Consider the following 15,219-nt stretch of genomic DNA (forward strand, 5'->3'; position numbering starts at 1 on the left):
CTCTTTTACTCCTAGAACTTTACTGTTGATGATGATTTTACAAGTTTTTGTATCTCATCAAGATTGTCTGATTTTGGCATATTCCAAGGCATGATTATTTTGCCTTTTCTATACATTTGAAGAGCGACTGGAATATGTTTTACAATTGAGGGCCCTTCAGAGTAGAGAACTAAACCGCCCTCATCAAGAACACCATGTTTTTTGATAGAGTGTAAGAAACCGACTGCATGACGAGTTGCGACATTGTTTTTTGCCACACCTTTTTTAAACGCCATTTGATGAAGTTTCGTGATTTTAGCAATCGGATTTATATCTTTTGGACAAACTTCCGCGCACTCAAAACATTTGACACAATCCCAAACACCCTGTTTCTCTTCATTGACATTGCTAAGTCTTTCGCCGTCGTTATCACGAATGTCTGCTTCAAAGCGGTAAGCTGCCGCAAATGCTGCAGGACCAAAGAAATCACTGTTTATCTCAACAACCGGACAAGCATAGTGACATGCCCCGCACTGGATACAGAGGTCAGCCTCGTCTAGCTCCTCTGCATCATGTGGAGATACAAGGTTTTCACATGAAGGACACTCATCAACATCTGCAACCAGATAAGGAGTCACAGCCGCATGTTTTTCCCAGAAGTCGGCTTTGTCAATAATCATATCTTTTACGGCTCTTTTTGTATTAAGAGGCTCGATTGTGAGATCATTTCCAAAGTACTCTACCATAGTAGACATGCTCTCTTTACATGCGAGAGTGCTTCTACCGTTTACTTTGATGGCACATGCCCCGCAGATACCGTGGCGACAACTTCTTCTGTATGAAAAACTTCCGTCATGATCCCATTTTATTCTGTTTAGTATGTCTAAAACAACCTCTTCAGAAGTAACATCCATTGTGTAGTTTTCATAGTATGGAAGATAATCTTCATCAGCATTAAAGCGAAATACTTTGAAGTTTACTTTTTGTTTAGTAATTGAATCTTTGCTCATAAATTCTCCTTAGTAATTTCTTGCTTTTAGCTCATGCTTGCCAAGAACAACAGGCATATAATCAAGTACTATATCACCTTTTTTATCCATGTAAGCCATAGTGTGTTTCAAGAAGTTTTCATCATCACGAGTGTCAAAATCTTCTCTAAAGTGCGCGCCGCGGCTCTCATTTCTAGCAATAGCGCTCTCTACGATAAATGCAGAGTAGTCAATCATATGACCAAACTCTATAGCTTCTTGAAGTTCCGTGTTAAAGATTTTTGATTTATCTTTTATGCGGATGTTTTTAAATCTAGCACGAAGTTCTTTAACTTTTGCAACCGCAATCTCTAATGTCTCTTTTGTTCTAAATGCACCTGCATTTGCAGTCATACACTGTTGAAGCTCTTCTCTAAGCTGTGTGATTGTTTCAGTTCCGTTGTTGTTGAGTACAAAATCAATCTCATCAAGAGCTCTCTTTGCATCTTCTTCTGTTGCTTCACGAAGAGGAATCGTATCTATCTCATTTACCATTGTTTTGCCCACAAAGCGACCAAAGAGAAGCGCTTCAAGAACAGAGTTTGCACCAAGGCGGTTTGCACCGTGAACTGAAACACATGAGCACTCACCCGCCGCATAAAATCCCTCTACAAATTCGTTGTTGTTTTTACGAACATTTCCGGCAATATTTACAGGGATACCGCCCATAGAGTAGTGCGCTGTTGCAGAGATAAGGATAGGTTCTTTTATCATGTCAAGGCCTAAGAAAGTCATGGCAAGTTCGCGAAGCTCAGGGAGTCTCTCCATGATTAAATCTTTTCCTAAGTGAGTTACATCGATGAAAACTGCATCTTTTCTCGGTCCAACGCCGCGCCCTTCTCTTATCTCATTTAAGATAGCTCGAGACACAACATCACGAGATGCAAGCTCCATAGCATTTGGAGCGTACTTTTCCATAAATCTCTCACCAAGAGAGTTATAGAGACGACCGCCTTCACCGCGAGCCGCTTCAGAGATTAAAACTCCGTTTCCTGAAAGTCCTGAGGGGTGAAACTGAACAAACTCCATATCTTCTAGCGGCAGCCCGTGGCGCGCTACGATAGAGAGTCCGTCACCCGTATTTGCATGTGCATTTGAGTTGATTTTATAGCTTCTTGCATATCCGCCTGTTGCAAACATAACAGATTTAGCATTAAAAATGGCTACTTGCAAATCCCGTATATTAAACGCAACTACACCTGAAACTTTACCGTCTTTATAGATAAGGTCGGCAGCATACCACTCATCCCAAAACTCAACACCGACGCGGAAAGCCTGCTCGTAAATAGTTTGCAAAAGCGTTAAACCTGTTCTATCTTTTGCATAACATGCTCTTGGGGATGACTGTCCGCCAAAAGGTCTTTGCGCGATTTTTCCGTCGGCAGTTCTGCTAAATGCCGCACCCATTTTCTCTGCCCAGCGAATAGTCTCCGGTGCATTTTTACACATAAACTCAACAGCATCTTGATCAGCTAAGTAGTCACTTCCTTTTACCGTGTCAAATTCGTGCAATTCCACACTGTCATTATCGCTAAAAGCAGCATTAACGCCGCCTTGTGCAGCTCCTGAATGACTTCTAAGCGGATGTAGTTTGGTTATAACTGCAACTTTTTTACCTGCATTTTGTAACTCTCTTGCAGCGGCACATCCTGCTAGACCTGCACCGACAATGATTGCATCGTAAGTATATATAGGAATACCCATTAGCTTTCCTTTGTTAATAAGAATAAAATAAGGCTGATTGTACAATTTTTACCCTTTGTGAATGATAAAAAGTTATTATAAATGTGTAAAATGTTCCATAATCACCCATATTTATAAGTGTGATAAGTGTAGAATTTACACACTTTGTTTTTGTTTTTTTTGTGATATACTTTGTCTTTATTTTTTACTATTATATAATGTAAGGAAAGTGATGACAACAGAAGTACATGTAGAACTTTTTAGATTTGATGCTAAAGCTGACTATCTGCCGTATTATAAAAAATATACTCTAAAGTATAAAGCCGAAGATACTATCTTAGATCTTTTAAACGATATAAACAGTATTGAAAAATTTGCTTATGATCCAGTTGGTGATTTTAATCTAAAAATAAACAATTTGTATCTAAATGCAAATGAATTAATCTCGGATATTGTTGAAAAAACATCCAACGAATTTAAAATAGAGCCTGTTAGTATTTATAGAGCTTTAAATGATCTTATTGTTGATAAAAGAGATTATATAGAGAAAATTAGTTTTTTTAAGGATTATATTACTCAAAGTCAAATAGATGAGTATGCTAAAAGGTATGAATTAGACTATTTTGCTTCCAATACATACGATATTCATAGAAGCTATATTGGAGATCATTCACTGTTAATAGCAAGTGATATAATTGAGCAAAATCCTGATTTAAAACAGGAGATTTTAGAGAAGATTGCATGTAAAGAAACTGGAATTTGGTATCACACTTCATTAAAACGCAGAGTTTTTAATTATGATGCAAATAAAGAGAACAAGATAAAATCTCTTTTTGAAATGCTACCAAAAGTTACAGATTTTAAAATGAGTGAAAATGCAATTTCAGATTCAAAAATAGAAAATGTAAAAATATTTCAATCTTTTGAAGGTTTTAATATAGCAGAATTTGAAGGTATAGATGAAAAATCTTGTGCTTCTATAATCAAAAATTCTAAAGCAAATTATGTAGCATTGTCTCACTCAAAAGAAGATTTGGCGCCATATTCTGCTCTTGCAGATAAAGATTTTTCACTTAAAATTGCCGGAGAAATTCTTCTTGAAGCAAAAGATGAAAATGCTGATTTTATAGTTGTTAGAGATGAAAATGATCTTATGCTTTTTGACAAAGAGCAAAAAAGAATAGAAAAGATAATGAACAGAGAGATAGAACTCCCCGTAATTTCACAGCAACAATTTAAAATGTTGTTAGAGGGTGAAAAAAACATAACAACTCTTGGTTTTGATAAACATAGAGTTAAAGTCTCTTTTTTATAACTCGTTACGAGCTAAATCTCTCACTTGAGAGATTTTATTTTTACCGTGATCTTGTGAAAATTTTAAAATCTTTTTAGCCTCTTTGATTGCTTCTTCAAGTGGCAGATTGTATGGTTTCATAACAAATCCGCCGCTTACCGTTATCTCTATCTCTCCTAATTCTGGAGATTCTACTCTTAATTCAGAAATATTTTCACGAATATTTTCTACATCTTTAAAGAGCTCTTTTTTCTCATCTCTAGAAAATATCAGAGTAAACTGATTATAGTCTGTTCTTGCAATTACATCAACAGTTTGTTGATGTAGAGATAATAAATACGCAATTTTTTTAAGTATAGTTTGTGTAAGCTCTTGAGAATAAACTCTATTTGTTTTTGAGAAGTTGTCAACTTCTATTACAGTTACTGCTGTATAACCTCTCTCTTTGATATCTTTTTTTTCATCATAAGAGCTGATCATTCCTTTTAAATTATTGATTCCTGTCACAGGATCAATCATTGTCAGATTCTCAGATGTTACAGGTTTTCTTTTTATTTTAAATAAGATATCATTAATCTCTTTGGAAAATATTTTATAATTTTTATTCTCTTCATTGTTGTATAAAAATTCTAAATCTCTATATATCGCATTTAGTCTGTTTCTATACCAAACAGAAGCCAAAAAAAGTATGGCAAAAATTACAAATATTATATTTTTGTAAATATCAAATTTTGTTTGATTATATGTTGTAGTTTTAAATATTATAGAGTTGATTTGTTCCAAAAGAGAATCGGAGCTTTTTTTTAATTCATTTTGCTCTATTTTTTCATTATAATAGCTGCCAGTTTTTTTATTGAATGCTGCTGCAAGAGAGCTTAGTCTGTCTAAATCAGCAAGATACTCTTTCTCATTTGAAAGTATATATCTCTCCATAAAATCATATTCATACATATTGTAAAGTTTTTCGATTTCATAATTTAGTTGGCTGCTTTTGCTGTTAAACTCTATAAGAGTTAGTGCCAAATCATTTTTAGGCAAATTTACAAGTGTTGAAATAATATATTTTTGATTATTTAAATTTTCTATTTTTTTATAAGAATTAATATGATTTATTATTACTAAAATACCAACTCCAGCTACTATTGTTGCCGTAAAAAGAAATAGAATTAGATTACGAAATATATTTTTTATGGAATGTTTCATAATGAGAATTTCCTATAAGATGGTATAATAACCTACTATTTTATATATATTGGCTTTAATAGTAACTTAAAGCATTTTAAGAAGTTTTATTGAATTTAGAAAATTATTTTATATCTCAGTTTAAAAATGTTCACATCGGTGATGATGGAGCTTTGATAGATGATACTGTTTACTCAAAAGATGCATTTTTTGAAAATGTACATTTTAAGAAAGAGTGGATGAATCATTATCAAATAGCTAGTAAAGCGATGATGGTCAATATTTCTGATGCAATTGCTATGAATGCAAAGCCGAAATATGCTCTTTTAAGTGTTGCTATGCCAAAAGATATAACAAAAGCTCAAATGAGAGAGTTGGCGGCAGGATTTCAAGATGCTTCTGCAAAATATGGCATAGAGATTATAGGTGGAGATACGATTAGCAATGTAAAACTAGATATTACGATTACCATAGTTTCAAAAACCAAAAAACCATTAATGAGAAGAGGATTAAAAAAAGGACATTTGATTGCCTATACGGGCAATTTGGGAAGAAGTGGCAAAGATCTAAAGAGACTTATGAATTTAGGCAAAATTCATAAAAAATCAAAATTTGTAAATATTGAATTAAGAGATAAGTTTATTTACAATAGTGCTCGTTTTTTAAGTTGCGGCATGGATATATCAGACGGGCTTTTTAGCGATTTGGATAAACTTTCATCAGCCAACAAATCAGGCTTTAACTTTTACAGACCCGTCAAAAAAAACATTGGCTGCAGCGGTGAAGAGTATGAGATGCTTTTTGGATTTGACAAAAGAGACAAAAAAGCAGTTTTAAGAAGAGCAAAATTAAGCAGAACGCCCATAAGTATCATAGCGCAAAGCGTGAGAAAAAGTTACAAAAACAGATGTAAAGCACATCATTTTTAAATTATAGGATTATAAAAATATGGATAGATTTTATTCGCTAGACCACTCAAGTATAGATTTTCATTTTAAACAGACACCAAGAGACTTTGTGGTTGAAGAGATTCCTCTTTATGAATTTTCAGGGGAGGGTGAGCACTTAATTTTATTTGTTAGAAAAAAAGAACTCTCGACTCTTGAACTTGTTTCGATAATTTCCAAATATTTGGGGATACAGCAAAAAGAGATAGGGTATGCTGGTTTAAAAGATAAGCATGCAATGACGAAACAGTATATCTCTTTGCACAAAAAACATGAAGAGAAGATGAATGCATTTGAGCATGAAGGTATAAAAATATTATCAAAAACCTACCACAACAACAAGATAAGAATAGGGCATTTAAACGGTAACAGATTTTTTATAAAACTTAAAAAGGTAAACCCGACTTCTGCAAAAAAAATAGATGAAGCTCTAAAAAACATAGCAAAGTTTGGAATGCCGAATTTTTTTGGTTATCAGCGTTTTGGAACTGACGGCAATAACCATATTGACGGTGAAAAAATTGCAAAAGGTGAAAAAAAAGAGCGCAATCCTAAGGTAAAAAAATTTCTTATCAGTGCTTATCAAAGCCATCTTTTTAATTTATGGCTAAGCAGAAGATTGGAAATTAATACTTTAGTTCAAAAGTTTGAAGTAAATGAGTTAGAGCCACTGCTTAATATATCAAAAGATGAATTGACAAAAATGAAAGCGCAAAAGCACCCTTTTAAACTAATAAGCGGGGATATTATGGAACACTATCCATATGGCAGGCTTTTCGATTTTGAGGGTACTGAGCATGATCTCAATAGATTTAATGAAAAAGATATCTCTGTTACCGGTTTACTCTGTGGTAAAAAAGCCAAACTCTCTTCTGATGTGGCAAGAGTTATTGAAAAAGAGTTTGACGATGAGATAAATGCGGATGGTACAAGAAGATATGCATGGGTATATCCTGAGGGAGTTGAAGGAAGATACAAAAATGAAGAGGCACAGTATGAGCTTAACTTTTCGCTTCCAAAAGGCTCTTATGCCACGGTTTTAATAGAAGAGATAGCGAAGAGAGAGATAAGGGAGTAGAGAATGAAAAAACATATAACATCGGCAATTTCACAAACTTTTGGAAAATTCGCAAACAAAAAATTTCCAAAACCAATTCAAAATTTTATAAACAACTCTTATGTAAAAGTCATGGGACTTGATATGAGTGAATTTCATAATCCTGAAACATATCATAGTTTAAATGCGCTCTTTACAAGAAAACTAAGAGAAGATAGAAAATACTCGCTAGATAGTGAGGATTTTATATCGCCAAGCGACTCTTATATTACTGAGTGCGGAGAGATTGATGAAAAGTATGCACTCCAGATCAAAGGGATGCAATATAACAGCGATGAGCTTTTGGGTGCGCATTTTAGCAAAGAGGAGAAGGAGCTTGTTAAAAACGGAACATTTATAAATTTTTACCTTTCTCCAAAAGATTATCATCGTTATCATATCCCTACAAATCTAAAAGTGCTAAAAGCTGTTCATATTCCGGGAAAGTTTTATCCGGTTAATATGCCTTCTCTTAAAAAAAGACTCAATCTTTTTGTAGAAAATGAGCGTGTTGTTTTGCAGTGTGAAACTCCGTCTAAAAAAAGATTTTATATGGTTCTTGTAAGTGCCTTAAATGTGGGTGTTATGCAGGTCTCTTTTGAGCCAAAGATAAAAACAAACGCAGATGCTCTTAGCAGCAGTGTATATCACTTTAATGATGTATATTTAAATAAAGGTGATGATTTTGGATGTTTTGAGATGGGTTCAACCATTGTGGTATTGGCGCAAAAAGATATGCTAGAGCCTTGTGTTAAAGCAGGAGAGCATGTCAGATACGGTGATACGGTCGCAAAAATAAAGTAATAGATATGAATTAGAACTATCTTGCCGGCAAGATATTTTTAAGTTCTCATATGATATTATACTTTATGCTTAAAAAGAGGGGAGTAAATGTTTAAAAAAATTTTAAAATCTATCTTTTTTCTCTTGTTTATAGTTGCAATTGTTATAGGCTACAAATATATAAATGAGCATATAAACAACTCCAACACATTTGAAAATTTTGCTTTTGGAAACGGCAGAATTGAATCAACGCAAATCAATATCGCTACAAAGATTCCCGGAAGATTGGTTGATGTGTATGTTGAAGAGGGTGAAATTGTACAAAAAGGTCAAATACTTGCTAAACTCGATACGGATGAGTTAGAAGCAAAACTTCGTCTGGCACAAGCACAGATAGAAGAGGCGAAAGAGGGTAAAAACCATGCTTTAGCAATTTTAGAGCAGAGAAAGAGCGAGCTTTCTCTGGCAAAAGAGAACTTCTTAAGAGCACAAACACTCTATAAAAAAAATGCCATCTCTTTGCTTACATATCAGCAGGAAGAGACTTCATACAAATCAGTTAAAGCTGCCATGAAAGCTGCAGAGACTGATATAGCACGCATGCAGGCTACTATAACCTCTGCAGTTGCTCAAGCTGATTCTATCAAAGTAAATATAAAAGAGAGTACTCTTTATGCTCCTACAGAGGGAAGAATACTCTATAAACTATCTCAAAAGGGTGAAGTTATAGGAAGCGGCCAAAATGTACTTGTTTTACTTGATCTTTTAGATACTTATATGACTATATTTTTGCCAACATCTGCAGTAGGCGTTATAGATTATGGCTCAGAATCCAGAGTTGTTTTAGATGCGCTGCCGGATATCGCTATTCCTGCAAAAGTAACTTTTATATCTCCAAAAGCACAGTTTACTCCTAAGCAGATAGAGACGCAGGATGAGAGAGCTAAGCTGATGTTTAGAGTAAAAGTAACGATAGATTATAATCTTTTAAAAAAGTATATACAAAAAGTTAAAACAGGATTGCCGGGTGTAGCCTATATACGCCTTGATGAAACTGCTCCTTGGCCAAAAAGCCTAAGCAATTTGCCAAAAAGCTATCTAAAATCGTCCAATTGATATGAGTTCTTCTGTAGTAAAAATAAAAAATCTCTCACATAATTATAAAAATACGCAAGCGTTAAAAAGTATCACATTAGATATTCCAAGTGGTCTTATGGTAGGTTTTATCGGACCTGACGGTGTTGGAAAATCAACTTTGCTCTCTATAATAGCCGGAGTTCGTAAGATTCAAACTGGCAGTGTTGAAGTATTTGAGGGTGATATACGAAATGAAAAGTTTCGTAAAAAACTATATCCAAAGATAGCATATATGCCCCAAGGTCTTGGAAAAAATCTCTACATGAGTCTTAGTGTTTATGAAAATATTGAATTTTTCGGCAGACTTTTCGGTCTTGAAAAAAAAGAGAGAAAAACAAGAATAGATGAACTTTTAAAAATTATTGGACTTTATGATTTTAAAGAGAGAGCTGTCGGAAAACTCTCCGGCGGAATGAAACAAAAGCTCGGACTTTGCTGCGCATTGATACATGATCCCGATCTGCTTATCCTTGATGAACCTACAACCGGAGTTGATCCGCTCTCGCGAAGACAATTTTGGGAGCTTATAGACTCTATTAGAGCAGTTATGAAAGATATGAGTGTATTGGTGGCGACTGCTTATATGGAAGAGGCAGCAAGATTTGATCATATTATAGCAATAAATGAGGGTGAAATTTTAAGCAGCTCCACTCCAGAAGAACTTTTAAAACAAACAGATACAGATACAATTGATGCTGCATTTATAGCACTTCTTCCAAAAGAGCAAAGAGCTTTTCATTCTGATTTGATAATATCTAAAAGAGATGAAAACAAAAAAGAGGCATTAGCTATTGAAGCAAATAATCTTACTATGTGTTTTGGGGAATTTAAAGCTGTTGATAATGTAAGTTTTGAGATACAACAGGGTGAAATTTTTGGTTTTTTAGGCTCAAACGGGTGCGGTAAAACTACTACTATGAAGATGCTGACCGGACTTCTTGCACCAACTATGGGGAGTATAAAACTTTTTGGCGAATCTATAAAAGAAAATAGCCTTGATATGAGAAAAAATGTCGGCTATATGACTCAGGCATTTTCACTCTATAATGAACTTACCGTAAAGCAAAATATGATTTTGCATGCGCAGCTTTATCAAATAAAAAACTCTCTTATAAAAGAGAGAGTCGAAGAGATGCTTGAGTACTTTTTGTTAAAAAAATATGAAAACACTCTTGCAAGTGATATTCCTTTAGGAATTAAACAACGCCTATCTTTGGCTGTTGCCGTAATACATAAACCTAAAATGTTACTGCTTGATGAGCCCACTTCAGGGGTTGATCCCATCTCAAGAGATATATTTTGGGAATTTTTGATAAAACTCTCAAGAAGTGAAGGCGTTACTATCTTTGTATCTACGCATTTTATGAATGAGGGGGAGAGGTGCGATAGAATCTCTTTGATGCATCAGGGAAAAGTACTCGCAAGCGATACGCCAAAAAATCTTATAAAATCAAAAAATAAAGAGAATCTCGAAGATGCTTTTATAGAGTATTTATATAAAGCAATAGGAGAGACAAGAGAGCAGAAGAGAAGCATAACCATAAATAAAAAGAGTCATAAAAAAGAGAGTGAATTTTTTTCCTTTCTTAGATTTTTTGGTTATGCATATCGTGAATCATTAGAACTTATAAGAGACCCAGTTCGAGTAGTATTTGCACTGCTTGGCACCGTGATTTTAATGTTTGTTATGGGTTTTGGAATAACAATGGATGTAGAGGATTTGAAATTTGCAGTTTTAGATAATGATCAAAGTCCGCAAAGCAGAGACTATATTCAAAATGTTTCAGGGTCAAGATACTTTTTAGAGCAATCTGCGCTTAAATCTTATGCTCATATGGATGAAGAGATGAGAAGAGGAAGCATAAGTATTGCTCTTGAAATACCTCCTGATTTTGGGCGCAATCTATCAAAAGAAAACTATGTAGAAATAGGGGTATGGATAGATGGTACACAATCCTTTAGAGCAGAAACTATAAGAGGGTACATTGAGGGGCTTCATAGAGAGTATCTGACAAAATTTTTAAGTGAAAAAAATATGCCTTTAGATATAGAGATGCGATACAGATATAATCAGGATTTCAAAAGCATCTACTCTATGGTTCCGGCTATTATCCCGATGCTTTTGATCTTTATTCCATCTATCTTGATGGCACTTAGTATTGTAAGAGAAAAAGAGCTTGGATCCATAATAAATTTTTATGCAACATCGGTTACAAAATTTGAATTTCTTCTCGGTAAACAGCTTCCCTATATAGCCGTTAGTATGTTAAGTTTTTTGGGATTAATGGCTCTTGCTTTATATATATTTCAAGTCCCTTTAAAAGGAAGTTTTTTGCTGCTCTTTTTTGCGTCGCTTCTTTATGTAACAGTAACTACAGGTATCGGTATGCTCTTTTCTGCTTTTGCAAAAACTCAAATTGCTGCTTTGATGGGAACAGCAATTTTTACTCTTTTGCCGACTGTTACATTTTCGGGGCTTACAGACCCTATAACTTCACTTGAAGGAGCGGGTGCATTTATAGCACATATATTCCCGGCAACATATTACATCAACATAAGTCGGGGGATTTTTAGCAAAGATGTAGGTTTTGAGGGTTTGCATTTTGATTTTTTTGTACTTGCTGTTACAATAGTAGTTCTTAGTGTATTAAGCGCAGTTTTACTTAAAAAGCAGGAAAAATAATGGTAAAACATATTTTAAATATATATCGTCTTGTTGTAAAAGAGATTCAAACGCTTTTAAAAGACAAAGTTATGCTTTTTTTGATATTTTATTCATTTAGTTTTGCTATTTATATAAGTGCAAAAGCAACTTCAACTGAGCTGGTAAATGCTCCGATTGCCTTTGTGGATGAAGACAGATCTATGTTTTCACAAAGAGTTATCGACTCTTTTTATAAACCGATGTTCAATACTCCTGAACTTATATCTTATGATGAGATGGATAGAGGAATGGACAAAGGACTCTATACTTTTGTTGTTGTAATACCAAGCGGCTTTGAAAGAGATCTTATAGAAGGCAGAAAAACTGAACTTCAGTTAAATATTGATGCTACAAGGATGTCTCAGGCAGGCATCGGTGCAGGATATATTTCACAAATAATATCCCAAGAGGTAGCTTCGTTTTTAAAATTTCCATCAACTACTCCAAAGATAGGAATTGTACCAACTTATAAATATAATCCCAATCTAACAGGCACTTGGTTTGGAAGCATTAATGAAGTTATAAATAATATTATGACATTCTCAATTTTGCTTGCTGCTGCGGCTCTTATGCGTGAGAGAGAACATGGCACGATTGAGCATCTTCTTGTTATGCCTATAAATACGGCAGAAATTATACTCTCAAAAATCTTCGCGACAATGGTTGTGATTTTGGTAAGTGTGATTTTTTCTCTATATGTGATTGTAGATATGCTTTTACAGGTACCTCTTGCAGGATCTATGACTCTGTTTTTATTTAGCTCTCTTTTAGTTCTTTTTTCTACAACATCCATAGGGATTTTCATAGGTACTATTACAAAGTCTATGCCTCAGCTCGGTATGATGTTTATGTTAGTCGTGCTGCCTCTTATGATGCTCTCAGGCGGAATCACACCTTATGAAAGTATGCCCGAGATTTTGCAGTATATTATGAGGCTCTCTCCCACAAGTCACTTTATAGATGTTGCACAAGCGATACTTTTTAGAGGAGCCGGATTTGAAGTGGTGTGGAAACATCTACTTGCAATCTTTGCCATAGGAGTGTTTTTTTTCACTTTTGCACTATTAACTTTTAAAAAAAGTATAGAGTCGTAAAGCTTAAGTTTGATTCTATTTGCACTTTAGACATTAAATCTAAAGTGCATGATATCGCCGTCTTGCACTATGTACTCTTTGCCTTCTAGTCTCATTTTTCCTGCTTCTTTTGCTTTTGCTTCGCCGCCGCAGGCTATAAAATCTTCATAGGAGATAACTTCTGCGCGGATAAAACCTTTTTCAAAATCATTATGAATAACTGCTGCTGCTTTTGGAGCCGTAGTGTTTTTGCGGATTGTCCAAGCGCGAACCTCTTTTACACCTGCCGTAAAGTAACTCATAAGTCCAAGTTTGTCAAAACCTTTTTGGATGATTTGTCCAAGTCCAGACTCTTCAACGCCAAGAGAGCTTAAAAACTCTTCTGCTTCATCATCCTCAAGACCGACGAGCTCCTCTTCGATTTTTGCACAAAGTTTTATAAGTTCGCAGTTGTTTTTTGCCGCATGCTCTTTTAGGTCCAGTACATATTGGCTGTCTTCAACCAGACCTTCCTCATCGACATTTGCACCGTACATAATCTCTTTGCCTGTTAAGAGTCTTACTTCGTGATTTAGCTGCTTATACTCGTCACTGTCTGCTTTTGGAAAGTTTTTAGCCAGATTTCCATCAGCTAAAAACTCTAAAAGTTCTTCTGCTAAAGCTAAAATAGCAGCTGCACTTTTGTCAGTTTTTGCCTGTTTTTTAAGTCTGTCTGCTCTGTTTTGTAGAACCTCGATGTCAGCTAAAATAAGCTCTCCCTCGATTATCTCTACATCTCTTAGCGGGTGGATGCTTCCCTCTGTATGAACGATGTTATCATCTTCAAAACATCTGACAATATGTAAAATCACTTCAGTCTCGCGAATGTTAGATAAAAACTTGTTCCCTAGTCCTTCGCCTTTGCTAGCACCTTTAACCAACCCTGCGATATCTACAAAATCAAGAGTAGAGTGCTGAATGCGTTCAGGATTTACTATCTTTGCAAGTTCTTGCAATCTTAAATCAGGAACAGGAACCACTGCCTTGTTTGGCTCGATGGTACAAAACGGGTAGTTCGCCGCCTCCGCGTTTTGTGCTTTTGTAAGTGCGTTAAAAGTTGTTGATTTGCCTACATTTGGAAGTCCTACAAGACCGATACTTAAACCCATAATTGACCTTTTTGTGCTTATTAAATATTTTTTGCAATAATAACTAAAATATACAAAGAGAACGCTTTAACGGCTTTTGCTATTTTTGAGTGTTTATTTTTAAGAAGAGGTGAGAAGAAAAGCAGTCTCTCTAATGCATGTTTTTTATGGTTTCAACAAGGGAATGAATTTGCATGGTGTGTTAAAAACTCAGTCCCACTTCCAAATAATACTGATGCCGCCTATTTTTTCATTACTAGAAGAAAATATACTCTTTGTTTGAATATCAACAGATTTAAGATAAAGAGAGACTTTTAGAGCATTGTAATAGAGATCTAAAGCAAGTTTTTGACTAATTATATAGTCTAATTCATCAAGATAATATCCCTCTTCAATTGCTTCATCAATTAAATAGTAGGTATTAAATTTATTGTAATATATGCTAAGGGATAATGCCCAATTAAAACTTTTGGTTGGTTCATAATTAAGCACTGAGGTCTCATTCGCACCTATGAAATTTCCTGCAGTAGTAAAACTACGCATCGCAATGCTGCTCAGCCTCAAAGAAGTGCCCACTAATGTTCCAGTATAAAAATTGCCAAGGTCAGCTTTGATATTTGTCGTGAGGTCTAAGCTCAAATCTTGAATTGCAAAGGGATCTGTTTTGTAACCGACATTATAAGAAATCCCGTAGATAAATTCATCATCTAACTGGTTATCCCACCCGTTTGGTTCATTAAATCCAAATAGAGAGTGAAAGCCTTTTTGCAGTGTATCCGCTTGTGCAAAAGGACCAACCATACCTATATTTATACCCGCTTCATGAAAGAAGTTTGCAGATGATTTATAAGCTAAAAAGTTTAAGTCAACATAACCGGCATAAGGTAAATCATTTAAATCTCTTGTATTAATCTCTTTATTTTCAGGCGTAAATATAGCGTGTGAGATTGAAAAAGCGACATTTTTTTGTTCTAAATCAATAAAACTTAAAAGATCAGGAAATGTAGTGTTGTTTTCACTCATACAAGTAAGGTATATACCATTTGTGTAATGATGATCTTGCCCAACGATTGCATCATTTTCCAAAACAAGTGATACTGTGTCAGCATATATCAAAGAAGTTGTTAAAAATAAGAAACTTTTTTTTAATAACTTAATTTTCAAGGAGTTGCTCTGCTACACAATA

The 15,219-nt window shown here is 34.8% G+C and carries 12 protein-coding genes; 7 read left to right on the plus strand and 5 right to left on the minus strand.

What is annotated here, in order from left to right; all coding sequences use genetic code 11:
- Positions 1–11 precede the first annotated feature (11 nt).
- Together CVO_RS04020 and sdhA are read right to left on the minus strand one after the other, a co-directional pair.
- Positions 12–989 carry a succinate dehydrogenase/fumarate reductase iron-sulfur subunit gene (locus tag CVO_RS04020; RefSeq protein ID WP_152299441.1) on the minus strand — a complete coding sequence of 326 codons (978 nt, stop codon included), beginning with the start codon at positions 987–989 and terminating at the stop codon, positions 12–14.
- 9 nt (positions 990–998) lie between these two features.
- The gene (gene sdhA / locus CVO_RS04025; protein WP_159570132.1) at positions 999–2,711 is read right to left on the minus strand and encodes a succinate dehydrogenase flavoprotein subunit; all 1,713 of its coding nucleotides are present in this window, start codon (positions 2,709–2,711) and stop codon (positions 999–1,001) included.
- Between the two features lie 211 nt (positions 2,712–2,922).
- Here sdhA and CVO_RS04030 point away from each other — a divergent pair, with 211 nt between their 5' ends.
- Positions 2,923–4,005 (plus strand): DUF5644 domain-containing protein, encoded by a 1,083-nt coding sequence (locus CVO_RS04030; RefSeq protein ID WP_159570134.1) that lies wholly within the window; start codon positions 2,923–2,925, stop codon positions 4,003–4,005.
- Here the strand turns inward: CVO_RS04030 and CVO_RS04035 are convergent.
- The gene (locus CVO_RS04035) at positions 4,000–5,187 is read right to left on the minus strand and encodes a GGDEF domain-containing protein (protein ID WP_159570136.1); all 1,188 of its coding nucleotides are present in this window, start codon (positions 5,185–5,187) and stop codon (positions 4,000–4,002) included. The genes CVO_RS04030 and CVO_RS04035 overlap by 6 nt on opposite strands.
- Positions 5,188–5,276: 89 nt before the next feature.
- On the opposite strand from CVO_RS04035, the gene CVO_RS04040 reads away from it, so the two are divergent.
- The 6 genes from CVO_RS04040 to CVO_RS04065 all read left to right on the plus strand — a co-directional run bounded on the left by CVO_RS04040 (position 5,277) and on the right by CVO_RS04065 (position 12,927).
- Positions 5,277–6,095, plus strand: a complete 819-nt coding sequence (locus CVO_RS04040) for a thiamine-phosphate kinase (RefSeq protein WP_159570138.1) — start codon at positions 5,277–5,279, stop codon at positions 6,093–6,095.
- Positions 6,096–6,114: 19 nt separating this feature from the next.
- On the plus strand, positions 6,115–7,191 hold the full coding sequence (gene truD / locus CVO_RS04045) for a tRNA pseudouridine(13) synthase TruD (protein ID WP_152299436.1): 1,077 nt from the start codon (positions 6,115–6,117) through the stop codon (positions 7,189–7,191).
- A gap of 3 nt (positions 7,192–7,194) precedes the next feature.
- Positions 7,195–8,013 (plus strand): phosphatidylserine decarboxylase, encoded by an 819-nt coding sequence (locus CVO_RS04050; protein WP_159570140.1) that lies wholly within the window; start codon positions 7,195–7,197, stop codon positions 8,011–8,013.
- An 87-nt stretch (positions 8,014–8,100) separates the two neighbouring features.
- Positions 8,101–9,108, plus strand: coding sequence for an HlyD family secretion protein (locus CVO_RS04055; protein WP_159570142.1), 1,008 nt, complete (start codon positions 8,101–8,103; stop codon positions 9,106–9,108).
- A 1-nt stretch (position 9,109) separates the two neighbouring features.
- The gene (gene rbbA / locus CVO_RS04060) at positions 9,110–11,812 is read left to right on the plus strand and encodes a ribosome-associated ATPase/putative transporter RbbA (RefSeq protein WP_159570144.1); all 2,703 of its coding nucleotides are present in this window, start codon (positions 9,110–9,112) and stop codon (positions 11,810–11,812) included.
- Entirely contained in the window at positions 11,812–12,927 is a 1,116-nt protein-coding gene (locus CVO_RS04065) for an ABC transporter permease (protein ID WP_159570146.1), read from the plus strand. The genes rbbA and CVO_RS04065 overlap by 1 nt, the downstream gene beginning before the upstream one ends.
- Before the next feature lie 26 nt (positions 12,928–12,953).
- Here CVO_RS04065 and ychF read toward each other — a convergent pair whose 3' ends face one another.
- Both ychF and CVO_RS04075 read right to left on the minus strand, forming a co-directional pair.
- Positions 12,954–14,054 carry a redox-regulated ATPase YchF gene (ychF, locus tag CVO_RS04070; RefSeq protein WP_159570148.1) on the minus strand — a complete coding sequence of 367 codons (1,101 nt, stop codon included), beginning with the start codon at positions 14,052–14,054 and terminating at the stop codon, positions 12,954–12,956.
- Positions 14,055–14,243: 189 nt separating this feature from the next.
- A complete protein-coding gene (locus CVO_RS04075) occupies positions 14,244–15,197 on the minus strand; it encodes a lipid A deacylase LpxR family protein (RefSeq protein ID WP_241691009.1) in 954 nt (317 codons plus the stop codon).
- Positions 15,198–15,219 lie beyond the last annotated feature (22 nt).

The sequence above is a fragment of the Sulfurimonas sp. CVO genome (assembly GCF_009883775.1).
In the GTDB taxonomy this organism is placed as follows: Bacteria; Campylobacterota; Campylobacteria; order Campylobacterales; family Sulfurimonadaceae; genus Sulfurimonas; species Sulfurimonas xiamenensis.